The organism is Klebsiella sp. 7-CIP_Kleb., from assembly GCF_050378655.1.
Lineage (GTDB): Bacteria > Pseudomonadota > Gammaproteobacteria > Enterobacterales > Enterobacteriaceae > Klebsiella > Klebsiella quasipneumoniae.
Genome location: NZ_JBNRLJ010000001.1, coordinates 359944 through 383033, shown reverse-complemented (window position 1 = coordinate 383033; position 23090 = coordinate 359944). Strand labels below are relative to the sequence as shown.

General features: G+C 55.5%; 19 protein-coding genes and 3 pseudogenes. 11 read left to right on the top strand and 11 right to left on the bottom strand.

Features of this window, described 5'->3' with window-relative positions; all coding sequences use genetic code 11:
- Positions 1 to 27 precede the first annotated feature (27 nt).
- The 3 genes from ACQUTI_RS01880 to ACQUTI_RS01870 form a co-directional block, all read right to left on the bottom strand.
- The gene (locus tag ACQUTI_RS01880) at positions 28 to 1200 is read right to left on the bottom strand and encodes a Gfo/Idh/MocA family protein (protein WP_017900244.1); all 1173 of its coding nucleotides are present in this window, start codon (positions 1198 to 1200) and stop codon (positions 28 to 30) included.
- A gap of 13 nt (positions 1201 to 1213) precedes the next feature.
- Entirely contained in the window at positions 1214 to 2137 is a 924-nt protein-coding gene (locus ACQUTI_RS01875; protein ID WP_428923183.1) for a TIM barrel protein, read from the bottom strand.
- A 190-nt stretch (positions 2138 to 2327) separates the two neighbouring features.
- Positions 2328 to 3368 (bottom strand): LacI family DNA-binding transcriptional regulator, encoded by a 1041-nt coding sequence (locus ACQUTI_RS01870; RefSeq protein WP_043519606.1) that lies wholly within the window; start codon positions 3366 to 3368, stop codon positions 2328 to 2330.
- Between the two features lie 397 nt (positions 3369 to 3765).
- Between ACQUTI_RS01870 and ACQUTI_RS01865 the strand changes: the two genes are divergently transcribed.
- Both ACQUTI_RS01865 and ACQUTI_RS01860 read left to right on the top strand, forming a co-directional pair.
- Positions 3766 to 5016, top strand: coding sequence for a sensor domain-containing diguanylate cyclase (locus ACQUTI_RS01865; RefSeq protein WP_004202549.1), 1251 nt, complete (start codon positions 3766 to 3768; stop codon positions 5014 to 5016).
- A 121-nt stretch (positions 5017 to 5137) separates the two neighbouring features.
- Positions 5138 to 6079 carry a hypothetical protein gene (locus tag ACQUTI_RS01860; protein ID WP_048294892.1) on the top strand — a complete coding sequence of 314 codons (942 nt, stop codon included), beginning with the start codon at positions 5138 to 5140 and terminating at the stop codon, positions 6077 to 6079.
- 63 nt (positions 6080 to 6142) lie between these two features.
- Here ACQUTI_RS01860 and guaD read toward each other — a convergent pair whose 3' ends face one another.
- Positions 6143 to 7453, bottom strand: coding sequence for a guanine deaminase (gene guaD, locus ACQUTI_RS01855; RefSeq protein ID WP_428923182.1), 1311 nt, complete (start codon positions 7451 to 7453; stop codon positions 6143 to 6145).
- Between the two features lie 101 nt (positions 7454 to 7554).
- On the bottom strand, positions 7555 to 9051 hold the full coding sequence (locus ACQUTI_RS01850; RefSeq protein ID WP_002905524.1) for an NCS1 family nucleobase:cation symporter-1: 1497 nt from the start codon (positions 9049 to 9051) through the stop codon (positions 7555 to 7557).
- A gap of 144 nt (positions 9052 to 9195) precedes the next feature.
- On the opposite strand from ACQUTI_RS01850, the gene ACQUTI_RS01845 reads away from it, so the two are divergent.
- From ACQUTI_RS01845 to puuE, 3 genes and pseudogenes are all read left to right on the top strand, one after another.
- A complete protein-coding gene (locus tag ACQUTI_RS01845; RefSeq protein ID WP_002905523.1) occupies positions 9196 to 9912 on the top strand; it encodes a GntR family transcriptional regulator in 717 nt (238 codons plus the stop codon).
- Positions 9912 to 10783: pseudogene (gene hpxA, locus ACQUTI_RS01840) on the top strand (allantoin racemase). The gene ACQUTI_RS01845 and the pseudogene hpxA overlap by 1 nt, the downstream one beginning before the upstream one ends.
- The gene (gene puuE / locus ACQUTI_RS01835; protein WP_223171644.1) at positions 10701 to 11600 is read left to right on the top strand and encodes an allantoinase PuuE; all 900 of its coding nucleotides are present in this window, start codon (positions 10701 to 10703) and stop codon (positions 11598 to 11600) included. Before hpxA ends, puuE begins: the two are co-directional and overlap by 83 nt.
- 100 nt (positions 11601 to 11700) lie before the next feature.
- Here the strand turns inward: puuE and ACQUTI_RS01830 are convergent, their stop codons facing one another.
- A complete protein-coding gene (locus tag ACQUTI_RS01830; RefSeq protein WP_048294888.1) occupies positions 11701 to 12492 on the bottom strand; it encodes a sulfite exporter TauE/SafE family protein in 792 nt (263 codons plus the stop codon).
- Positions 12493 to 12601: 109 nt separating this feature from the next.
- Between ACQUTI_RS01830 and ACQUTI_RS01825 the strand changes: the two genes are divergently transcribed.
- From ACQUTI_RS01825 to ACQUTI_RS01810, 4 genes and pseudogenes are all read left to right on the top strand, one after another.
- The gene (locus ACQUTI_RS01825; RefSeq protein WP_002905516.1) at positions 12602 to 13369 is read left to right on the top strand and encodes an AraC family transcriptional regulator; all 768 of its coding nucleotides are present in this window, start codon (positions 12602 to 12604) and stop codon (positions 13367 to 13369) included.
- 193 nt (positions 13370 to 13562) lie between these two features.
- Positions 13563 to 13787, top strand: a complete 225-nt coding sequence (locus ACQUTI_RS01820) for a hypothetical protein (RefSeq protein ID WP_004202530.1) — start codon at positions 13563 to 13565, stop codon at positions 13785 to 13787.
- 143 nt (positions 13788 to 13930) lie between these two features.
- A complete protein-coding gene (locus tag ACQUTI_RS01815) occupies positions 13931 to 14551 on the top strand; it encodes a histidine phosphatase family protein (protein WP_004151880.1) in 621 nt (206 codons plus the stop codon).
- Positions 14545 to 14828 (top strand): annotated as a pseudogene (locus tag ACQUTI_RS01810) (LysE family translocator); the annotation flags it as partial. The gene ACQUTI_RS01815 and the pseudogene ACQUTI_RS01810, both read left to right, overlap by 7 nt.
- A 342-nt stretch (positions 14829 to 15170) precedes the next feature.
- On the opposite strand, the gene ACQUTI_RS01805 reads toward ACQUTI_RS01810, so the two are convergent.
- The 3 genes from ACQUTI_RS01805 to ACQUTI_RS01795 all read right to left on the bottom strand — a co-directional run bounded on the left by ACQUTI_RS01805 (position 15171) and on the right by ACQUTI_RS01795 (position 18685).
- Complete coding sequence (locus ACQUTI_RS01805) at positions 15171 to 16514, bottom strand: MFS transporter (protein ID WP_004202526.1); 1344 nt, start codon at positions 16512 to 16514, stop codon at positions 15171 to 15173.
- Positions 16515 to 16599: 85 nt separating this feature from the next.
- Complete coding sequence (locus ACQUTI_RS01800; RefSeq protein ID WP_004202524.1) at positions 16600 to 17445, bottom strand: fumarylacetoacetate hydrolase family protein; 846 nt, start codon at positions 17443 to 17445, stop codon at positions 16600 to 16602.
- A gap of 76 nt (positions 17446 to 17521) precedes the next feature.
- The gene (locus tag ACQUTI_RS01795) at positions 17522 to 18685 is read right to left on the bottom strand and encodes a mandelate racemase/muconate lactonizing enzyme family protein (protein WP_004202520.1); all 1164 of its coding nucleotides are present in this window, start codon (positions 18683 to 18685) and stop codon (positions 17522 to 17524) included.
- Between the two features lie 182 nt (positions 18686 to 18867).
- Between ACQUTI_RS01795 and ACQUTI_RS01790 the strand changes: the two genes are divergently transcribed.
- A complete protein-coding gene (locus ACQUTI_RS01790; RefSeq protein ID WP_004202518.1) occupies positions 18868 to 19794 on the top strand; it encodes a LysR family transcriptional regulator in 927 nt (308 codons plus the stop codon).
- A 214-nt stretch (positions 19795 to 20008) separates the two neighbouring features.
- Here the strand turns inward: ACQUTI_RS01790 and ACQUTI_RS01785 are convergent.
- Positions 20009 to 20742: pseudogene (locus tag ACQUTI_RS01785) on the bottom strand (type 1 glutamine amidotransferase).
- Positions 20743 to 20834: 92 nt separating this feature from the next.
- On the opposite strand from ACQUTI_RS01785, the gene ACQUTI_RS01780 reads away from it, so the two are divergent.
- Complete coding sequence (locus tag ACQUTI_RS01780; protein WP_254465533.1) at positions 20835 to 21635, top strand: AraC family transcriptional regulator; 801 nt, start codon at positions 20835 to 20837, stop codon at positions 21633 to 21635.
- 461 nt (positions 21636 to 22096) lie between these two features.
- Here ACQUTI_RS01780 and ACQUTI_RS01775 read toward each other — a convergent pair whose 3' ends face one another.
- On the bottom strand, positions 22097 to 22996 hold the full coding sequence (locus ACQUTI_RS01775; protein ID WP_074186548.1) for a hypothetical protein: 900 nt from the start codon (positions 22994 to 22996) through the stop codon (positions 22097 to 22099).
- Positions 22997 to 23090 lie beyond the last annotated feature (94 nt).

Sequence of the window (23090 nt, the reverse complement as noted above, 5' to 3'; positions counted from 1 at the left end):
CTCAGGGCGAGGCCCTGAGCCGGCGAGTTAGCGGAAGTCGACCCAGCAGGCGCCGTTGTCGGCCGAGCGCACGCAGTTTTCCACCCAGCGGACGCCGAACGCCCCGGCGCGGGCGTCCGGATACCAGAAGTCGGCCAGCAGCGCTTCGTCGCGCCGGTCCGCAGCGTCCATAGCGATGGCGAAGCGGCGATAGAGATTCGACCAGGCCTCGAACAGCCCCTCCGGGTGACCACCGCCGATGCGATCATCCTGACGCGCCAGCGGATCAAGATAGTCCATGCCGCGCTCCAGAATGCGCGCTGGCTCGCCCTGCACCTCGTAACGCAGCTGGTTGGGCTGTTCATCCCACCATTCGAGACTGGCCTTTTCTCCCACGATGCGCACCTTTTGCCCGTGCATGGAGCCGCAGTTAACGGCGGAGCTCCACAGCGAGCCGATGGCGCCGTTGTCATACTCCATCAGCACCTGCGCGTTATCCTCCAGCGGAGCGCGGCTTTTAACGAAGCTTTGTCTGGCGCACATCAGCCGGGCGATCTTCAGCTGCGGGGCCATGGTTTCGACCAGAAACAGCGGGTGGGTGGCTAAATCCCCCAGCACATAGCTGGGGCCGACGAAGCGGGGATCGACCCGCCAGCGAGTACTGGCGTTTTCCTGCTCCACCGGCTGGGCGTGGAAGCCATGAGCAAACTGCATATTGACGATACGGATGTTGCCCAGCAGTCCGTCGGCGATCATCTGCCGGGCCTGGAGGATAAGCTGATGACCGGCATAGCCGTAGGTCACGCCGATGATTTTGTGCTGCCGCTGGCTGAGGGCCACCAGGTCGTCCGCCTCTTCGCTGCTGAAGCACAGCGGCTTTTCGCACACCACGTGCAGCCCGGCCTCCAGCGCCGCCCGGCAGATGGCATAATGGGTGTTATTCGGCGTGGCAATCGACACGGCCTGAATACCGTCCGGGCGGGCAGCCTCGCCGCGAAACAGACTCTGGTAGTCGGCGTAACAGCGATCGGGATCCACCCCCAGCTGTTGGCCGAACTGGCGCCCGCGTTCGGCATCAATATCAAAGGCGCCTGCCAGCAGCGCAAAGGTGTTATCGCGCAGGGCGGCAGAGCGGTGAATATAGCCGATCTGGCTGCCGCCGCCGCCGCCGACCATGCCCCAGCGCAGGGTGCGATCGAGAGGTCTTAAACCGTTAATCATGGGGTGTCTCCTGTCAGAATCCAACGTCGCGCAGATAGCGCAGGCTCTCCGTGACCGCCTGCAGGCTGCCTGCGGCATGGCGCGGATCACGCTCTTGTTCAATGGTTATCCAGCCCTGATAGCCGCGACGGGCAAGGAAATCGTTAATGGCCGGGTAGTCAATGGCGCCGCTGCCGAGCGGGCACATCACCCCTTCGGCGCAGGCGGTGAAAAAGTCGATGCCTTCGGCGATGGCGCGCTGGTAAACCTGCGGGTCCACATCCTTGAAGTGCAGATAGTCGAGTCGCGCGTAATAGCGATCCAGCCAGGTGAGCGAATCCATTCCGGCGTAGTAGAGATGCCCGGTGTCCAGACACAACCCCGCCACGTCGTGCGGGATATCGTTGGCCAGCCGCTCGATTTCATCGGCAAATTCGATGCAGCCCCCGGCGTGGGGATGAATAACCGCCCGCACACCGTACTCCCGCCAGGCGAGGGTGCTGAGGGCGGTAATGTGCGCCATCATCCGCTGCCAGTCCTGGTCATTGAGGCGCGGAGCCAGCGCGCTGCGTCCGGCAAATCGCGCCCGCTCGGGGTTGCCGAAGTCGATAATCACCAGATAGGGCGGCTGGAAAGGGTGCCCCGGGATAGGTTCGGCGGCCGGAACCTGAGACAGATTGCGGCATATTTGATGGGTCAGCGCCTCCAGAGTGGGGTAATGGGCCTCGATCACCAGATCGTCAAAGATCGTCCCGGCGACCAGCGACAGCTGATGCTGGTCCAGCGCCGCGCGCAGGCTGGACGGGTCGGTGGGCAGGTAGCCCCACGGGCCGAGCTCGATGCTGCGATACCCGGCCTGCGCCGCCTCCTTCAGCACGGTAGCCCAGGCGGGAAGGTCAGGGTTTTTCGGGTCATCCACACCCCAGCTGCAGGGGGCGTTGGCGATAGGATGTGTCATGTCGGCTTCCTTTTTTCACAGGGGATGCCGCAGAGTATTGAATGAAAATTTCATAGCCAACAATATTGGAATGATGATTTTATGATGGCCATCATGATTTATATTGAGGTTGTTTTTGATAGTTATTTATCAAAATGAGGCGAGGCGTGGTTCAGGCGTGAGGCAGCCCCGTTGGCGACGGGGCGAGCGTTTACATATTTTCTTTGGTGATGATATCGAAAGGCTGAGGGTGCGAAATCACGTCGCTGGGCGGCCGCGAAACGGCTTCCGTCATGGCGCGCAGGGTGGCGGCGGCCAGGTCATCCAGCCGGTGGTTGAGAATGACATCGATGGTGCCGTCGATCAGCGCCAGTTCACTGCCGCTTAGCGGGCCATGGCAGACCAGGGTGACGGCCTGCTGGCGGCCGCTGTCGCGCAGCGCCCCGACAATTCCTTCGACGCCGCCGCAGGGAGCATAGATCGCCTGCAGGGCCGGGTACTGGCTGAGCAGCTTTTCCGTTACGCTTCTGGCGACATCCGCCCGTTCGTGGCTGCGAACCGGCTCGAGGATCTGCTGCCCTTTACCCTGCTCGCGCAGGCAGGAGCGGAAGCTGATCTCACAGCTTTCCTGACAGGTAAAACGATTATCGCCAATGATAATGGCTATTTCGCCTTCGCCACGGCATAGGCGGTCGATAAACCAGGCGGCGGTGCGCCCGGCTTTTTGGTTATCGAGGCCGATATAGCCGCTGCGCTGGGGAACCGACAGATCTGAAAGTAGGGTGAATACGCGAACGCCGCGGGCGGCGGCCCGGCCCACCGCATGGCGAATCAGCGGGTGATCCAGCGCCACCAGGCCGAGCACCTCCACCTCATCGCTGAGCCGGTGAATGGCCTGGGCCATTGCTTCCACCGCATCAATGGCAAAATGCAGGATCGCCGGTGTCTCGCCTGCCGGTAGCCACGGCGCGGCCTCTCTTGCCAGCGCCCTTGCCAGCGGCAGGTAGAAGGAGTGGGTCTCCTGCAGCAGAATAAAGCCCATTCTGACGGTAACCGGCGCTTTGCCGGCGGCCAGGCGATAGTGCGGCTGTTCGAGCGTAAACCCCAGCCGCCGGGCGGCCTCCAGCACGCGGTACGCGGTCGATTCCTTCACCGCCGCGCGCTTGTTGAGTACCCGGTCGACGGTGGCCACGCCGACGTTAGCTTCACGCGCAATGTCGGAAAGCGTGATTTTGCTGGTGGATTTTTTCACTGTGATGACCATTAAAAATGAGCGTTATGATAGAAACTATCACGGTAACCCTGCGCAGAACAGCGACAATCTGCGTGCCACAGGACAAGCCTGCGCTCCTGCCGCGTAAAGTGTGACGGGTATACACAGTCTGTGATCAAAAGCGACTACCTGTTCTGGCATTGCTGCTATGCTATTGAAATAAAATTAATAATAAAGGCAGTGTCGTCTTTGTCGGTTAAACCGTGCGCAAAGTCGCTCCGGATGGGCGTCGCTGGGCCTGTAACCGACTATACTTGCCGCGCACGCGCGTAATGACGTTTACTCGATGACTTTTTGCTATCACTTTATGCCAGCGTCAGGGCTGCACTGAATAATGTGCCGTTCCGCGCCGGGAGTGGGTCGGTTTGGGGCCTGTATGTTATTAAAAGAGCTGGCTGTTTTTGATGTATTAAGCACGCCGATCTGGGTAGTCCATCCTTTTACAGAGTGTGTGGTCTATGCCAATCAGGCTTCCCGGACGCTGAGCGGCGATATGTCGCTGAATGAGATGCGCAACGGTATCTATTCCACCTGCCCGGAAACGCAGCTGCAGCATTATCTGCGCTATCTCGACGCGATGACTGAGATATTTGAAGTCTGGACGCTGCAGACCGCCAAAGGGTTGCAGTCGGTATATTGTAAAACCACCCTGGTCGAGACCGAGGACTGCGGCCCCTTACTGTTATTTGAAGCGGTGAAGCTGCTCGCGCAAAATCAGTCGATTCATACCGGCTCCCGCCGCTACCAGCGGCGTAACAATGGTTTTTTTGCCCGTTTTTTTATGACCAATACCGCGCCAATGCTGTTGATCGATCCTCAGAAAGAGGGCCTGATTGTCGATGCCAATATTGCCGCACTGCGCTTTTATCATTATTCCGATGAGGAAATGCGCAATAAACATACCTGGCAAATTAATACCCTGGGCCGGGATGTGATCCCTATTATGAATAACATTGCCAATATGCCCGGCGGGCATAAGCCGCTTAATTTTACTCATATTCTGGCTGACGGCTCGCTGCGCCATGTTCAAACCTATGCCGGGCCGGTGGTGTTATATAATATTCGGCTGATGTTATGCATCATTCACGATATCACCGAAGAAGTGCTTCTGAAAAAAGAGCTGGAATTTTCCGCCGCCCACGATCCCTTAACCGGACTGCTCAATCGCCGCGAATTTTACCGGCTCGTCGATGCGCCGTCGTTTATCGGCCATGGTTTTTGTCTGCTGCTAATCGATATCGATCATTTCAAAAGTATTAATGATATTCACGGTCATCAAAAAGGCGATGAAGTCCTGTTGGTGATCTCCCGCATTCTGGAAACCTCGGTGGACCGCGAAGATAAGATATATCGCTGGGGAGGCGAGGAGTTTCTGCTCTTTTTGCCTCATTCGCCGATCGCCCGCGCGCTGATGGTGGCGGAGGCGATCCGTCAGGCGATCAGCGAATATCAGACGCTGTCGGTCACCGTCAGCATTGGCGTTGCCGAGCATCATGATGGCGAAGCGATTGATCAGCTGTTTTACCGCGTCGATAAAGCGCTGTATGCGGCGAAAAATGACGGACGCAACCGGGTAACGCGCTTGCCGTCGGAAAACGTAGCGGCCCATTCCGGGCGGTCAGAATAGAGGTGGCGCTATTTATCGCCGTCTGATGCGCAGGCAGACTCGCCGGCTATACTCAGGGGAGTCCTGCCTGCTGATTCGGGCGGTAATCTTGTTAGCCTGCGGCTGAGGTGGCATGCGACTCATGGTGCGTTTTCTCGTTGTCCTGTCGGTAGTTTCTCTTTCTGCGCCGGCGACGCTGGCGGCGAACGGTCACGCCATTAAGCAGCGTGCCGATGCTGTTCTGACCCTGATGAGCTATACCGTGGTCCCCGACGTGACCGCCAGCGATCTCAATATCGGCTCCGGGAGCAACGACAAACACAACCTGGCCATTACTCAGTTTGGCGGCGGGGCGACCCTGAGCGAGTCGTTTCCTCTCTATCTCGAAGGAACGATGGGCTACAGCCGTTACGACCCGCGTTTTGTGGTCAGCAATGGCGAACAGACGCGGAATGTGCCCACCAAGTGGAACAGCCTGACCACCACCGGCGGCGTCGGCTGGGATTTTTCGCTGCACCGGGATCGCTTTGGCGGCAACCTGGTGCTGCGGCCGATCGTCAATGTGATGCTTGGCACCCTGGCCAGCGATGCGCGCCTCGGCAGCTGGGTAATTGAGCGAAAAACCAACGCCGATCTGCAGTTCCTCGACGGCGGTCGGTTCAATGCATGGGGGCTCGGCGGGGCGCTGATGCTGGATTATGAACGCTTCTCCGCCACCCAGGATATTGATGCCGAGCTGCGTTACTCCTATATGCATCTGCAAAGTTTCGGCAGCAGCGCTGAGGTGGTGCAGGGGGAGGCCAGCGCGGAGAATCTCGGTCTGTATCTGCGCCGCCGCGCGCCGATCGCTGACTGGACGCTGCTGGGCAACCCGCTGCGCTACGTGCTGGAGGGGGCGCATACTGCATATCTGGGCGAACAGCGAGGGGCGCTGGGCTTCTCCGGTTTAACGTCGCTGGGGATTGGCCTCGAGCTGGACAGCAGTAAATACCCGGTCTTTATCACCCGCACCCGGCTGGTGGCGCGCTATATGTTCGGCAATAACACCACGGGCTATGGCGTTGGACTGGCGATGAGTTTTTGAAGGCCATTAACCCAGCTGCCGCCGGCCAGCGCCTTCTTCCTCCGGGAGAGGCCAGGGTGAGGGTTAATCCTGACACCACACCCGCTCGCCGTTCACCCACGTCTCGCTGATATTGCGCTCATCACCCAGGGTCATCAGTACGAACAGCTGCTCATAAATATCATGGCAGCGGCCCATCCGCAGACGCTGCAGCGGAGTGACCGCCGGGTCAATCACCACAAAGTCGGCCTCTTTGCCCGGCTGAAAATTGCCAATCTTCTCTTCCAGCCGCAGGGCGCGCGCGCCGCCGAGGGTGGCGTGATAGAAGGCCTCGCTGGCGCGCAGGCGATAGCTCAGCAGTTGTCCTACCTTGTAGGCCTCGCCCAGCGTCCGCAGCATGCTGAAGGTGGTCCCGGCCCCGACATCGCTGCCGATACCCATCCGCACCTGGTGCTGCCAGCAGGCGGGCAGGCGAAACAACCCGCTGCCGAGAAACAGATTCGAGGTCGGACAGAAGGCGACTGCGGAACCGGTGTCATGCAGGCACTGCCACTCGGCATCATCAAGATGGATCCCGTGAGCAAATACACTGCGCTCGCCAGTGAGCTGATAGTGATGATAGACATCCAGATAGTGCGCATGCTCCGGCCACAGCTGTTTAACCCAGGCGATCTCCTCGCGGTTTTCACTGAGATGCGTCTGCAGCCAGGTATCGGGAAACTCGGCCCGCAGACGCTGCACCGCCTCCAGCAACGCCGGCGTCGAGGTGGGAGCAAAGCGCGGGGTAATGGCATACCCCAGCCTGCCGCGCTGATGCCAGCGGCGGATCAGCCCCCGGGTCTGCTCGTAGCTCTCCCCGGCGGTTTCGCACAGGTAGTCGGGCACATGGCGATCCATCATCACTTTCCCGGCGATCAGGCGCATATTGAGGCGCAGCGCTTCGCTGAATAACGCCTCCACCGAGGCCGGATGCAGGGTACAAAACACCAGCGCGGTGGTGGTTCCATGGCTTATCAATTGATTTACAAAAAACTGCGCTATCTCCTGGGCATACTCCGCATCGGCAAACTGGCTCTCCACCGGGAAGGTGTAAGTGGTAAGCCACTCCAGCAGCTGTTCGCCAAAGGCGCCGATCATCTCGGTCTGCGGATAGTGGACGTGGGCATCGACGAACCCCGGCAACAGCAGTTTACCCCGCAGGTCGACATAGCCCTTCAGCGGATGCAGAAAGGCTTCACCCTCCTGCCATGGCAGCAGCGCGACAATTTTTCCGTCCTGCAAGAACAACAGGCCATCATCGAGATAGCGGGCCTGGGCGGCCACCTCATCCGGGGTCTCCGCCACGCCGGCGATATCAAAAAATGCACCGCGCACCGCGGTCTGGTAATCCATCATCGAACCTTCCTTCTCTTAACACTCTGGGAATAGTGATAAACAGCAAGATTGGTGCCAGTTTGCAGCCTGCCGCGGCCAGACGCCGCGGCAGAAGGGGAAGGTTACTCTTTTTGCGCCACCGCGCCGGAGCGGAAGGCGGCTTTCGCCTGCACTTCGCGCTCGTCGCGAGCCAGCCAGCGGTAGGTGGTCGCGCCGAGGAAGACGCCGATAAACCAGCTGAAGTTCGCCACTTCATGCAGGGCCGGAATAAAGCTGATAATCAGTCCCAGGCCCACCGACGGCAGCAGGGCGGCAATGGCTTTCGGGTTAAAGCCGTTGCGGTACCAGTATTTACCCTTCGGCGTATCGTCAAACAGGTCGTCCACCGACACCCGGCCGCGTTTGATCAGATAGAAGTCGGCGATCAGGATGCCAAACAGCGGGCCAATAAAGGCGCCCAGCACGTCGAGGGTATAGTGGATCAGCTCCGGTGAGTTAAACAGGTTCCACGGCGTCAGGAGTATCGAGCCCACCGCAGCGATCATCCCGCCGGCGCGGAAGCTGATTTTCTGCGGCGCGCAGTTGGAAAAATCGAAGGCCGGCGAGACAAAGTTAGCCACGATATTGATGCCGATAGTGGCGGTGATCATGGTCAGCAGGCCGATGGCCACCGCCAGATCGTTCCCAACGCGGCTGACGGTTTCAATCGGGTCGGTGATCATTTTGCCGAACAGCGACTGGGTGCCGGAGACTATCACCACGGTGACCACCGAGAACAGCAGGAAGTTGAACGGCAGCCCCCAGCGGTTGCCGCGGCGGATCTCGCCCATGCTTTTGCCGTAGCGGGAAAAGTCGCCGAAGTTGAGCAGCGGCCCGGAGAAGTAAGAGACGACCAGCGCCGTGGCGGTGATCATCTGCCAGGTCTGCTCGCCAGCGCTGAGGGATTTGCTGGCGAGGGTAAAGGAGATCCCATCCAGACCGGTCTTGTATACAATCCAGCCGGCCAGGGCCAACATCACCACATACACCGCCGGACCGGCGATATCGATAAAACGCTTGATGGCGTTCATGCCGTGCCAGAACACCATCGCCTGCAGCAGCCACATGGTGGCGAAGCACAGCCAGCCAAGGGTCGACAGCCCGAGGAAACTGCTGCTGGTCAGCGAGGAAAGGGAGGGCCAGAACTTGAGCAGGACCAGCATCAGGGCGTTCGCCGCCAGATAGGTTTGAATACCGTACCAGGCGAAGGCGATTAGCCCGCGGATCACCGCGGGGATATTGGCGCCGAAGACACCGAACGCCTGACGACAGATCACCGCGTAAGGCACCCCGGCCATCTGGCTGGGCTTCGCCACCAGGTTAGCGCACAGCTGCACAATACAGATGCCCACCAGCAGGCAGAGCAAAACCTGCCAGCTGGCCAGCCCAAGCGTAAAAAAGCTTGCCGCCACCACGTAGCCGCCCATGCTGTGCACGTCCGACATCCAGAACGAAAAGATATTGTACCAGCTCCAGTTCTGGTCGCGGGTGGGCGCCAGATCGTCATTACAAAGCCGCGGACTGTAGCCGGCGGCCGCCTCGTGAGTCTTCGTCTGCTGCGTGTGGGATGAATGTGGCATGAAACCTGCTCCTCTGAATGAAAACCCTTTGATATGGATTGCTGAGGCTATTGCAGGATCCAGGCCAGAATGATGAATCTTGTATACAAAAAATAAATTTTATGTATACGATCTGCTATCGATAAGTGAAACCGGAGTGGGTTAATGAATAATGAACATCGTCTCCAGGCCGCGCCAGCGCTGCAGGATAAGGACGAAAGCATTTACCAGGCGCTGATGACGGCTATCGTCGAACATCAGCTGCCGCCGGGCAGCAAACTGCCGGAAGAGGCGCTGGCGGAAGTGTTCGCCGTGAGCCGCACCGGCATCAGAAAAGTGCTGCAACGACTCGCCGCTGTGCAACTGGTCACATTAACGCCCAAACGTGGTGCACACGTCACCAGCCCGAGCGTGGAAGAGTCCCAGGCGATCTTTCGCACCCGGGCGCTGCTTGAGGTCGCGAATCTGCCCGATGTGATCGCGCGCTGTCAGCCGCCGCATCTGGCGGCGCTGGAGAACATTATTCAGCGTGAGCAGCAGGCTCATGAGGCGCACGACGGCCCGGCGGCCATCCGCCACTCCGCTGACTTTCACATTCAGCTGCAGGCTATCTCCGGCAACCCGGTGCTCACTGAGATGGTGACCCGCCTCAGCCAGCGCTCCTCGTTAGTGATTGCCGCCTGGGGCGCACCCTGGCGCCAGGGCTGTCGCTGCGACGATCACCAGCAGCTGGTCGGTTTGCTGCGGGATAAAGCCCTGCAGCCGCTCAGCGAGGCGCTGATGCACCATTTTGATCATATTGTCGCCAGCCTGTGCTTCGAGCGCGATGGCGTCAGCCTGCCCGATTTTTCCCGGCTGTTCGCCGGTCACAAGGAGTCGTGATGTCTTCTGTTTGTATACAAGTGATCAACCCCAACACCAGCCTGGCGATGACCGAAACGATAGGCGCCGCCGCGCGCGCGGTCGCCGCGCCGGGCACCGAGATCCTTGCGGTCTCTCCCCGCGCCGGCGTGCCGTCAATTGAGGGCCATTTTGACGAAGCCATCGCAGCGGTCGGTGTGCTGGAGCAGATCAAGGCCGGACGCGAGCAGGGGGTGGATGGACATGTGATCGCCTGCTTCGGCGACCCGGGGCTGCTGGCAGCGCGCGAACTGGCCCAGGGGCCGGTGATCGGCATTGCGGAAGCGGCGATGCATATGGCGACGATGGTCGCCACCCGTTTCTCCATTGTGACCACGCTGCCGCGCACGCTGATCATCGCCCGTCATTTACTGCACCAGTACGGATTTCATCAACACTGCGCGGCGCTGCACGCCATTGATTTGCCGGTACTGGCGCTGGAAGACGGCAGTGGCCTGGCGCAGGAGAAAGTGCGCGAGCGCTGCATTCGCGCGCTGAAAGAGGATGGCAGCGGGGCGATAGTCCTTGGCTGCGGCGGGATGGCGACCCTGGCGCAGGAGCTGACCCGCGAGCTGCGGGTGCCGGTGATCGATGGCGTCAGCGCGGCGGTGAAGATGGTGGAGTCGCTGGTCGCGCTGGGCCTGGCGACCAGCAAGCACGGGGACTTAGCGTTCCCGGAGAAAAAGGCGTTAAGCGGGCAATTTCAGTCGTTAAATCCATTTTAAAAGGGGCAGAAGATGGTTGAGAACCAGGAACACTATCCTCGCGATCTGCGAGGTTATGCAGGGCAGCCGCCGCACGCGCGCTGGCCGGGCGGGGCGCGGATCGCGGTGCAGTTCGTCCTCAACTATGAGGAAGGCGCGGAGAATCACGTCCTGCATGGCGATGCGGGTTCGGAACAGTTCCTGTCAGATATCATCGGCGCCGCCAGCTATCCGGCGCGTCATATGTCGATGGACTCGCTCTATGAGTACGGCAGTCGGGCCGGGTTCTGGCGCATCCATCGCGAATTCAGCCAGCGAGGGCTGCCGCTGACGGTTTTCGGCGTGGCGATGGCGCTAGCGCGTCATCCGGAGATTGTGGCGGCGATCAAGGCGGCGGATTACGATGTGGTCAGCCACGGCTGGCGCTGGATCCACTATCAGCACATGGATATCGCCGAGGAGCGCGAGCATCTGCACAAAGCGGTGCAGGTGCTGACCGACCTGTTCGGCAAGCCGCCCACCGGCTGGTATACCGGCCGCGACAGTCCCAACACCCGCCAGCTGGTGGTGGAGCACGGCGGCTTTGACTATGACAGTGATTATTACGGTGATGATTTACCCTTCTGGAGCGAAGTGGCCTGCAGCGACGGCAGCCGCCGACCGCACCTGATCGTGCCTTATACCCTCGACGCCAACGACATGCGCTTTGCCACCGCCCAGGGGTTCAACACCGCGGAGCAGTTTTATACCTATCTGAAAGACAGCTTTGACGTACTGTACGCCGAGGGAGAAACCGCGCCGAAGATGATGTCCGTGGGGATGCACTGCCGGCTGCTTGGGCGTCCGGGGCGTTTCCGCGCGCTGCAGCGATTCCTCGACTATATCCAGCAGCACGACAAGGTGTGGGTCTGCACCCGGCAGCAGATCGCCGACCACTGGCGCGAGGTTCATCCGTATCGCGGGTAGCCTGCTGCCCCTTTTCCTGGCCCTCTCCCCGGGGAGAGGGCATCACCCGATCGCGACTCTTGCACCGATAAACCCTGAAAGACGCCGTGATGAATCGTGATTATTGAATCAGCATGGCGAGGAGTACCAGGAACAGTAGCAGGACATAGATGCGTGCATACCATACATCCGGTACCGCAGGGATAGCCCGGCGGCTAAACGCTATCCCGGCCCAGCCGGTCAGGACGAGCAGGCCTAGAATTTTCAGGCTGATAAAACCCAGAAATCCGCTCAACGGAATGGTGTGCCAGCCAATGATGGCATAGGTCACAGCGCCGCATAGCGCCACGGGCAAAGAAAGCGGGTTGGATGCGCTAACGCACTCCTGCATCGCATACCCGTGTCGCCGTAGCAGGGGCACCGTCATGACGCTGCCGCCCACGCCCAGCAATGCGGCAATCGTACCGATAACCACACCGCCGCCGGTGACCATTGGCAGTGACAGCCGACGCCGAGCGCTGCCCGTGAAAAATCCCTTGCGCAACAAACAATCGCTGATGGTTGCCAGCATATAGAGAATAAACAGCGCGCGAACGATATTCTCGCTAAATATCCCCGCCAGACAGGAGCCTGCTACTGCCCCAATGGCAATAAACCATATCAACGGAAACAGCGTCTGTGCGGCAAGCTTGCCCGCCCGCCAGTTACGATAGCTGATCCAGCCGGCGTTAAATATCATCACCGCCGTTGAGGTAGCCACCGCGACGTGCATAGCGTTTTCCGTGAGTTCCGGCTGGCGGAGCATCAGTTGATAGACAAAGGGCACCACCACAAAGCCGCCCCCGAAGCCGAACAGCACCGTGGTAATACCGGTAGTAAAGCCTGCCATTGCAATAATAACGATATCATTCAACAGAATATCCCCGCCCTGAAAATGAGCGAGCAGCTTATACCGGTCGCGTACAACTTCCCATTTGCACAGCGCTCAATTACCTTTGTAAATCGGTCAAAGGGAGACAGATGTGCGCAACGTAAAAATTGACGAGGTCGATCGGCTCGATCGCGAAGTGGTGGCGTTAGGTAATGACTATGCGCAAGGGTTTATCCTGCCCCCGCACCAGCATCGCCGCGCACAGCTGCTGTATGGCGCGACCGGACTGATGTATGTCACTACGCAGGACGGAGAATGGGTGGTTCCTCCGCAACACGCTGTCTGGATCCCCCCTGAAACCGTGCACGCCGTCAGATTTGCGGGGGTGACCACGCGCAGCTTGTATATTGAGCCAGATTGTGTGGCCGCTTGCATTAAACACCGGCGTTGCGAAGTGATCAGCGTCTCGCCGCTGTTGCGCCAGCTACTGCTGGAGGCTGTAGATTTACCACCGTTGTACGACAGCCCACGCGATCGCATGCTGATACAGTTGATGTTGCTGGAACTGGCCGCCATGCCGGTCCGCGAATTTGATATTCCGTTGCCGCAGCATCCGGCGCTACTGGCGCTTTGTCAGGCTTTTTTGCTTAACCCCACTATCCATGATCCTGCGGCGCGCTGGGCCGGGGCGCTGTTTATGAGTCCTAGTACCTTTCGTCGCCATTTCCTGAAGCAGCTGGGCCTGTCATTTTCCGCCTGGCGACAGCGAGCCTGCGTGGTGAGCGCCCTGGCATGGTTGATAGCAGGGAAACCGGTGAACGAAGTGGCCTTATCCCTTGGATACGACAATGCGTCCTCTTTCGCCACCATGTTCCGCCGCGTGACCGGGCAACCGCCGTCGTTTTATCATCCAGCCTGATGCTCAGGGGAAGGGGGCTCCCGGCAGCATGTGTCGGCAATGAATGTCACTTTCATGGCGTTGCTATGCATTAACGCAGCCATAAGACAGACACCTGGCTTGCGTCTTCAGGTACCCCAACATTTAGTGGTGGCTACCTCGATGCGGTTTATCTATTCTGCCTGTAACCATGAGAAGACCGGAATCTCTCTTTGTGAACCATCTAATCTTTGAAAAAGTCATCATCATCTTCATTCTCGTCCTGTGGGTATTCGATACATTCAGAACCAGGAAAAGAAAACGTTTTGATCCTGCCATTGAAGCGGCTGATGCCAGAGAACGTTATCAATGGCGTTATTTCAGATGGGGTTTTCGGATCATACAAGTGGTAGCGGGAGTGTATATCTTCGTACAGCTGATTCAGGTTTTACTGAGATAGAGGCCGCCGGCAGGGGCTACTGAACATAATCCGTGTAAGCGACACGTGTTCCTGTTTTTCGTTGAGAGCTGAGAACTTGCCAGCATATAAACGGGGTGTTTTTAGTTTGTAACATTTTAAACAACAGCATATGTGACCCTTCAATGATGCAAGTAATACTGGTTCGACACGCGGAAACAGAGTGGAATGTAAAAGGTATTATTCAGGGACACAGTGATAGCGCCTTGACGCTTCGTGGGGAGCGTCAAACAGCAGCCTTGCTGGCAGCGTTTGTAGCGAGTGATTACCGGGTAGAATGTGTTTACGCTTCTCCGCTTGGCCGGGCCTGGCAAATGGGACAGCGCCTGGCGGAGAGTTTTCATTGTTCACTGATAGCTGAACCAGCGCTGAAAGAACAGGCTTTTGGTCAGTTTGAAGGTATGACAACCATAGAGCTCCTGCAGAATAATCCAGACGCCGCAGAAGCGTTATTCAACCTTGATGCAGAGTATTGTCCGCCAGAGGGTGAGTCTCTCTCACATGCTTCGCAGCGAATTATGCATTTTTTAACCAATCTGGAAAAAAAACGTCATCATCGAACAATATGTATTGTGTCTCACGGACAGGTCATTCAGGGTGTGCTTGCGATGCTAAAAAGTGGTGCTGTGGATGATTTTCACCGGTATGCACAACCCAACGCGAGTTACTCCGTGTTCGAACTGATTAATGGAAGATGTACCGCCCTAAAATGGGGGATCGCGACGCATTTACGTCACCTGGATTAAACAGTCTGACTTACCCCAGATTCCTGCTGTTCATGTTTGCTGTTCTTCCTCAGCTTGTCGTTCCCGTCGCGGGTCCTGTCTGGTTGCAATTGCTTGTTCTGGGGAGTATTCAAAAGCGGGCTGGAATGGTTTCCCTGGGTTCAGTCGCGATGGCATCAAGGACGTTTGGAAACGGCTCTTAACACCCGGGCGATATCAAATGGCAGGAACGGTGTACAGGCGTTGTCATCCGCATGATGTTTAGCGGGCCGGCATAGTATCGACATCAGCCCGTTAAGGTATACACAACCTGTAAACCCGCTGTCCGCTTCTCGTTCAGACTGGAACTTAACCTCAGTTGGTTCGTCCGCTCTGTGCCAGAAGCGGACGTTGCATAACATCAGTTATACCCAGGGTATCAGGCACACTCTATTACCGGAATGGATTCAATCTTGCGTAAAGTTCATTCATTATGCGTAATTGATTCTGATCTGCTCTTCCCGACTGAGTACGAGCCCGGCGCCTGTATATGCCGCCAGAGATTCTCTGATATATAACCTCACATCGCACTCCTGATTAATAAACGTCAGTGATTATAAAAATGTCTGCCTGCCCCATAGGCAGGGGCAGGTTCTGCATTCTATTCCCGCGCGGAAATCGTCCTGCGGGAAGTAACCCGGAATGCCTGCCTGATGTCCCAGACGCTTTCCTCACGTCCCACGGCCAGGGCAAACAGTACTCCCCCCACGATTGAGAACAGACCCAGTACGCTCCATGCGAGCGTCATGTCAGTACCGCCCCCCAGGTGCTTCAGGTAGCCGGCAACAAGCGGTCCGCCAAACTGACCAATAAAGTTGCTGCATGCACCTACAAATGCCACCGCAGGGACCGCTTTCTTTGTCGGGAGGATTTCCGTCAACCGGACGTAAACCAACGGCACAAGCATCTTCATTGTCAGGCCGACAAACATGAACAGGGCTATCTGCACCCAGTAGTAAGACAGCGGAACAAAAGCCGCGGCTGACAACGCGATACCGCACAACACGGTGGGAATAGCGGCATGCAGCCGCCGTTCCTGGTTGTATTTATCTGACCGCCGGGTGATATACCAGATGCCCACCATGGTCATCAGGAAAGGCATTCCGCTGATTAGACCGACTATGAATTCACTGAGCGTTCCATACCCCTTAAGTGCCGTCGGCAGCCAGAGCGTAAAGCCGTATGCCAGCATGCTGTGCAGGGAATAGCCGATTAACATCAGCCAGAGTGCCGGTATTTTGATAATGGTCCACCAGGGGTCAGATTTCTCCTTCACATAGTTTGACTGCTCAGCCGCAAGGTCTTTCTGGATATGATCCCGGTCCTCGGCGCTGAGCCAGCTCGCAGCCTGAATACTTTTAGGTACCAGATAAAACCAGATGATGCAGAACAGCCACGCGGGTGCCCCCTCAATGACCATCATCATGCGCCAGTCATGATGTGCCAGGATCCAGCCCGATATTGGACCGGCCAGAAACGCACCGGCCCCCAGGCTGAGGTTCCAGATACCAAATGCGCGTCCCCTTTCTGGCTTCATAAACCATTGTGCCAGAAACATCGCCGTTGCTGCCTGAATCGGCCCTTCAGCAAGTCCCAAGAAGAAACGGATGGCAACCAGTTCACCAAAGTTACGCGTCAGACCCGTGAGCATGGCGCAGGCACCAAAAAGAAACAGGCTGACGCCAATTATTCTTCGCGATCCAAAGCGAAGCGCCAGCCAGCCAGCGGTAAACTGCGTCGCCACGTAGCCCCATGCAAATGCACCGCCAAGCCAGCCAGCTTCTACCGGGCTGAGCCCCATCTCGGCCGTAATATGGGGCAGCGCCATGCCTATATTCACTCGGTCGAAGAAAGAAATGGTATACATGATAAACACTGCAGGGAGTATTATTGTCCAGCGTTTTTTCCCGATAAGCGCATTACCTTTAAGAGCATTATCACTCATGATAACTTCCTCATTTAGAGCAGATGTAGGGGAGGAAATGCTGATTTCAGGTCCTTTTAAATATCAGTCAGATAAAATATTTTTATTATTTTGAAGCAGCAACGACGTAATTAGTCAGGCGACCAACTGACTCAATTTCGACTTCAATAACATCGCCGTCATTAAGAAATACCTGCGGATTACGTGAACGACCAACACCGCCTGGTGAGCCCGTCAAAATAACATCACCCGGGGATAGCTGTGTAAAGGTACTCATATAACTGATAATTTTGCTTATTGGATGAACCATATTAGCTGTACTGTCCTGCTGAACAATTTCACCATTAAGCCAGGTTTTTAGCTGAAGCTTTTGCGGATCGGGGACCTCATCACACGTAACCAGCCAGGGACCGAACCCACCTGTTTTGCTCCAATTTTTGCCGGCAGTGAACCAGGTATGCTGCCAGTCACGCACGGAGCCATCCATATAGCAGGAATAGCCCGCTATGTATTCTGCAGCGTCCTGCTCAGCGATGTTTATGCCGGATTTTCCGATTATGATTACAAGCTCACCCTCATAATCGAGCTGATCGCTCAGCGCAGGCTTCACGATGTTGCCCAGATGAGCGGTCTGAGAATCTGAGAACCGGATGAATATGGTAGGCGCATCCGAAGTAATACTAAACTCAGTGCGTTTGGCCTGATAATTCATGCCGACGCAAAGTATTTTGCCCGGATTATCAATAACAGGAAGGAAGGTAATATCAGAAAGCTGATAATCCGGCTCATAGCTGATATATCCGTCAGCTGCTGCGATCCCTTTTTCTCTGATAAAACTTTTCAAATCGGGAGTATCAATATCTGTCCGGCTTCTCAGGTCAATAACTCCCTCACCCTGTAAAATACCGTAACTTTTATATCCATCAGGCGTCAGATAACTTAAAAGCTTCATACATTTTTCCCGCTACGCCCTTCCGCATCGCAGAAGGGCGTTATTAAATTAAGCAAGACGAGATGTCAGCAGAGACTTATACAGCCAGCGCGCGCATTTCTTTGATAAGGTCTGATTTACCCTCAAAACCGATACCCGGCAGTTCCGGCATGATGATATGGCCATCTTCCACCTTCACCGAGTCAGGGAAACCGCCGTAAGGCTGGAACAGATCGGGATAGCTTTCATTGCCACCAAGGCCAAGGCCTGCGGCAATGTTCAGGGACATCTGGTGACCCCCATGAGGGACGCAGCGTGACGGTGACCAGCCAAATTGCTCAAGCACATCAAGCGTGCGCAGATATTCAACCAGACCATAAGAGAGTGCGCAGTCAAACTGCAGATAGTCTCGATCCGGGCGCATGCCGCCATAGCGCAGCAGATTTCGCGCATCCTGATGGGAGAAAAGGTTTTCACCCGTGGCCATTGAGCCGGGATAGAACTCTGACAGCGCGGCCTGCAGGGAGTAATCCAGTGGGTCACCGACCTCTTCGTACCAGAACAGCGGGTAGTCACGCAGCATTTTCGCATAGGCAATACCGGTTTCCAGATCGAAGCGGCCATTGGCGTCAACGGCGAGACGCGCTTCGCTGCCAATTTCCTCCAGGACGGCCTCAATACGGCGACGGTCCTCTTCCAGAGACGCTCCACCGATTTTCATCTTCACAACGTTATAGCCGCGATTAAGATAACCGCGCATCTCCTGACGCAGCGCGCTCAGATCTTTACCCGGGTAATAGTAACCGCCCGCCGCGTAGACAAAAACACGCGGGTTAGCCTCAACGCCCTTCATTTCTGCCAGCAGGCGGAACAGCGGCTTGTTAGCAATTTTTGCGGTTGCATCCCAGATGGCCATGTCCAGCGTACCTACCGCAACTGAACGTTCGCCGTGACCGCCCGGTTTTTCGTTGCTCATCATGACGTCCCAGATCTTATGCGGATCCAGATTGTCGCCTTTGGCATTCAGCAGGCTTTCTGGTTCGGCTTCGAGGATACGGTTGCGGAAGCGTTCACGGATCAGGCCGCCCTGACCGTAACGGCCGTTAGAGTTGAAGCCGTATCCCACTACGCGACGTCCGTCTACCTCAACGTCTGTCACAACGGCAACCAGGCTGGCCGTCATCTTGCTGAAATCGATGTAAGCATTACGGATAGGGGAAGCAATAGGCTTGGTAATTTCTACAACGTCAAGGATACGCATGTTCTCTCCGGCAGTTTCCAGTCAAATACGATCTAACTAAATTACCTACGCTATATTTTATGTCATGCCGTATATTTATCGGCATAATGCACTAACGTAGTGTTCAGGGACCTTGTTGTCCTGTCTGATACCATCCTAAGCAGTTAACAAATTTCGTTCTAATGCCAAAGAGGCAGGCTGTAATGCAAAATCGGCATCACTTGGAGTTAACTTGGCTTGAGGACTGTGTTGCGCTGGCACAGTCCCTGAATTTCTCCCGTGCGGCAGCTTCACGATATGTGACGCAGCCAGCATTCAGCCGGAGGATTGTCTCGCTGGAAGAGTGGCTTGGAACGCCGCTTTTTGAAAGAAATCGTCGGGGCGTCAGCCTGACGCGCGCCGGGGAAGTATTCGTTACGCAGATCCCTGAACTTATTCGCGCACTTTATACCTTGAGAAGTGAATCTATAGAGGCCGCAGGAGAAACCAGACCGGATGTTATTTTTTCCGCCACGCACTCTCTGTCATTTTCTTTTTTCCCGGCACTGATGCGTAATAACGAAAAAATCGCCCGCTTCGGTTCTTTTCGCCTGTTATCTGACACACTGAGTGCCTGTGAACGCATGATCGACAAAGGTGACGCGCAGTTTTTGCTTTGTTACTACCACCCTCATATGCGCATCAATCTTGAACAGTCGAAATACTTCAGTGTTCGGCTCGGGCGGGAAACATTATTGCCTTATTCCAGATGCGATCCGGCAACCCGCGAGCCAATGTGGTATGCATCGGGCGGCAAAAAGTTTCCTTTTCTGTCCTATTCGGCTGAATCCGGCCTTGGCCGGATCCTTTCCAACACCTCGCAGGTCAACCGTGCCAGACGCGGAATGGAAATCGCATTCACTGCCGATCTGGCTGCAACATTACTGGCCATGGTCAGGGCCGGTGACGGCATCGCATGGTTGCCGGAAACGCTGGCAGCGCCGGATGTTGATGCCGGTTCCATTGCCGTTGCGGCGAAGAAAGAGAGCGCGCTCTGGGTACCCATAGACATCAGGCTTTTCCGCCCAGCAGCAAAGATGTCCCGCGCTGTAGAAGAGTTGTGGGAAATTTTCGTAGAGGACCAGATCTGACAATCGGAAAATATTCACGCATTTCTTACTGCACCATCATAAGAAAAAAGTGAGAGAACATGAAGCCCATAAGACGTGGCATTGCATGCAGAGCTAGCACTATCCGATGGCCGCTTTTCGCTCATAGCGGACCTTCAACTCAGGTAGCTTGTCTGCTCTGTGCCAGGAGCGGAGACTAAAATCAAAACCGATGACAAACTTACCGAGCATGACATTATGCTTGCGCTGCTTTGTAACGTGCCTCCAGCTTATCCAAAAAGCCAAAAAGCCAAAAAGTACTTGGTTCATTTCGCTATAATCGTGCGCCCGGAGCGCTTCAGGCGTGTCAACGAAACGATATTCTGCTGCACGGCTCAGGTCTTTCTCAGAATGAGCGATCAGCCGCTCTACAACGTCCAATGTGAGCTCCATGTGGCACTGGAAACCAAAGACGCGGTCAGAATAGGCAACGATCTGCCGCGGACAGCCTTCGCTGTAAGCAATAATTTTGGCCTCTGGCGTCAAACCCGGCATATCGTTATGCCAATGACCCACTGCCAGTGTTTTCCCAAAGTGAGAGAACATCTCATCCTTCCTGCCGTCTTCGGTCAATGTGATCGGGAATTTACCAATCTCTTTTTCCGGGCTATGAGAGAAGGGTGCGCCCAGCGCTTCACCGATTAGCTGTGAACCCAGGCAAATACCGATCACCGCCTTACCGGTTTTAACCGCGGAAGCAATCAGCGTCTGTTCCGCTTTAGCATTAAAGTGCGGGCACGCTTCAAGCGTTGTGTCCGGATCTTGTGGACCGCCCATAACGATAAGAAAATCGATGCCTTCGGCGTCAGCAGGTAGCCGATCGCCTGCATAGACGTGTGAGTAAGTTACATCATGACCCTGGTTTATTGCCCAGGTTGCATATGCGCCCGGGGCTTCAAAACTTTCATGTACGATAAAGTGTACGCGCATGAGGTTAAGCTCCTGTAATATCTTTGATGATCAGAATGATAAGTCACGCACCCATTGCCTAAGGCTCTTCTCCGGGTGGTTCCAGTTTCGATATGATAATGGCAGGGGCTAAATCTGAAATGCCAGGTAGTATAGATAAAGCGCCAAGACATGATGAGGCCACAGGCTGGTCCAGTACTGCGATAAGCTATCAACGCGGCGAGGCAGATCCTCCCCATCATCATGTTGAGGGGCAGCTACTCTTCGCCACCAGAGGGGTTATGCTGGTGCAAACAGAGAGCGACCGTTGGGTGATCCCTCCTCAGCGGGCATTATGGTTACCGCCTCTTCATATCCATAGTTACCATCTGCTTTCACAAACCGATCTCAGAGCGATCTATTTCAGCAGTAGCCTTATCGCAGAATGTACGAGCTTTACAAAGAGTCAGCAGGTGCATGTGATAACGGCTACGCCGTTAGTCAAAGAACTTATCGCAGGGCTGTTCAGTGAGGACTACGCCAGACCGATTCAACGGAAGATAGCTTTGTTGCTTCTGGAAATTCTCAGCGAGGCTCCACCTTTAACGATGGCGCTTCCCATGCCGAATGATGAGCGATTATTTAGCGCGGCCAGATCGCTACTGGTCACTCAGCGCTGGGAAGCATCGCTGAGCGAGCTGGCTTTTATGTCGGCCATGTCGGAACGGACCTTTTCCCGCTTGTTTATGAAGGATACAGGCTTTAGTTTTAGAACATGGAAGCAGAGAGCCAGAATTTGCGCTTCGTTGGATCTTCTTGCGTACGGCGTTCCAATCAAACAGGTCGCTTACCAGCTTGGTTTCTCATGCCCGGCGGCCTTTACCGCTGCTTTTCGCTGCATTTTGGGGGCAACGCCGCGCGATTATGTGCCTTAAACCGGGAAACCCTCAAAGCGGTCTTTGAGACTGTCATGGGCATATTACCAGACGCAGAAACCCTGCGAGGGTAGGCGTATCCCGCCTTTGCTGTTGAGAAAGGTAGTTTAATTTGCACCCGACACACTCTCATTGATTAAAGCACGGAGTGGAGATTACTGCGGTCCACAGTTCTGACAAACCGTGAAAGAGAAGGCCTGCGTCAAGAAAAAAGGTGTCGCGATACGTTATGAAATTACCTTATGACAGACCTTGCGGTGATTTACGGCACCGGGTGGATTCCGGACGCTGTGAACCGACTCATTGCTACGAAGCCTGATTCTGCTGTACCTCAGGCCATATGATAGCCTGCACAACAATCACATACCGCCCATTAGTGCGTCCAGGGGAGTACACCCGGGCCCTTGACGTCCCCTGTGTGCCAAAAGCGGAAGTAGGCTGAAGATAAATTAGCATTGCTGTTAGTCGTGGGTTCTGCAGATGGGTAGAAATTGATAACTTAGGATGCAAGTTCGTCCCGCTCTTTCTGCAGTTTTCATCGAGGGGATATTCTCCGGAATAATTGTGCCCATATACAAAGATAGTTCAGAATCGGAATGAGTTAATAATCGGTACAGCAGGCGTTGCGCTCGGGCTGACAATGATCGACCACGAAAAACAGGAAGTATTACTTTGTCAGTAATACGATATCCTCGCAGAAAAGCGATGTTTCCTTTCTGGCATATTAGCAACCCGGCGCGAACGTCGTTTTCATAGATAATATATACTTCTCTCTCAGAAATATGGTCACACAACTCTTCGTCATCAACTGCTACCAAATTGTTTGCAGACAGTTCGCGAACTGTCTGCCATGTATGCTTATAGGCATCGCCCAGAGCCTGACAACACCAGTCAAAATCTTCGTATGTCGCCACTTGCAAAGTAAGAGATTTATCATTGAATTCAGGGGGTTCAGAAAAAGAGGTGGCGTATATATACTGGTCGGGAATACCCTGCGGGAAGGACTGGCCGGGTACAAGAATGCGGACATACTGAGCTCTGAGTTGTGACCATTCCTTACTAATGAGTTCTAATGCAGTATGATTTAGGTCAGAATCCATACCTACAATATCAATAAAAGGTTTGTTAATATTTCCGCCCTGATAACGGGGGCCAGTAAGAAATTGCTTTCCATCAATTTTGAGTTTTCGTTGTAAAAAATATTCCTGACATAATCCAGTTTCTCTCCAGGGAAATCGCGCCGAGAAACCTCTGTCTGTACACCTCGATTCCTGCTCTGACAACCATTGTTTTAGCCATGAACGTAGGGTAAATTGAGGCACAGGTAGCCTGGCATATTGAGATAGCATGTAAGATAGCATAAAAAATATTTCGCCCTTGGATGTAAAAATGTTCTTTATAAACAAATTAGAATAGCTCTACTCTCATTTTATTACCAATTATAGCTGGCACGTC

What these genes read in the sequence shown, in the direction of transcription:
- ACQUTI_RS01880 (WP_017900244.1), bottom strand. Translation starts at nt 1,200, where the DNA reads ATGATTAACGGTTTAAGACCTCTCGATCGCACCCTGCGCTGGGGCATG.
- ACQUTI_RS01875 (WP_428923183.1), bottom strand. Translation starts at nt 2,137, where the DNA reads ATGACACATCCTATCGCCAACGCCCCCTGCAGCTGGGGTGTGGATGAC.
- ACQUTI_RS01865 (WP_004202549.1), top strand. Translation starts at nt 3,766, where the DNA reads ATGTTATTAAAAGAGCTGGCTGTTTTTGATGTATTAAGCACGCCGATC.
- ACQUTI_RS01860 (WP_048294892.1), top strand. Translation starts at nt 5,138, where the DNA reads ATGGTGCGTTTTCTCGTTGTCCTGTCGGTAGTTTCTCTTTCTGCGCCG.
- guaD (WP_428923182.1), bottom strand. Translation starts at nt 7,453, where the DNA reads ATGATGGATTACCAGACCGCGGTGCGCGGTGCATTTTTTGATATCGCC.
- ACQUTI_RS01850 (WP_002905524.1), bottom strand. Translation starts at nt 9,051, where the DNA reads ATGCCACATTCATCCCACACGCAGCAGACGAAGACTCACGAGGCGGCC.
- ACQUTI_RS01845 (WP_002905523.1), top strand. Translation starts at nt 9,196, where the DNA reads ATGAATAATGAACATCGTCTCCAGGCCGCGCCAGCGCTGCAGGATAAG.
- ACQUTI_RS01815 (WP_004151880.1), top strand. Translation starts at nt 13,931, where the DNA reads ATGATGCAAGTAATACTGGTTCGACACGCGGAAACAGAGTGGAATGTA.
- ACQUTI_RS01805 (WP_004202526.1), bottom strand. Translation starts at nt 16,514, where the DNA reads ATGAGTGATAATGCTCTTAAAGGTAATGCGCTTATCGGGAAAAAACGC.
- ACQUTI_RS01800 (WP_004202524.1), bottom strand. Translation starts at nt 17,445, where the DNA reads ATGAAGCTTTTAAGTTATCTGACGCCTGATGGATATAAAAGTTACGGT.
- ACQUTI_RS01795 (WP_004202520.1), bottom strand. Translation starts at nt 18,685, where the DNA reads ATGCGTATCCTTGACGTTGTAGAAATTACCAAGCCTATTGCTTCCCCT.
- ACQUTI_RS01790 (WP_004202518.1), top strand. Translation starts at nt 18,868, where the DNA reads ATGCAAAATCGGCATCACTTGGAGTTAACTTGGCTTGAGGACTGTGTT.
- ACQUTI_RS01780 (WP_254465533.1), top strand. Translation starts at nt 20,835, where the DNA reads ATGATAATGGCAGGGGCTAAATCTGAAATGCCAGGTAGTATAGATAAA.
- ACQUTI_RS01775 (WP_074186548.1), bottom strand. Translation starts at nt 22,996, where the DNA reads ATGCTATCTTACATGCTATCTCAATATGCCAGGCTACCTGTGCCTCAA.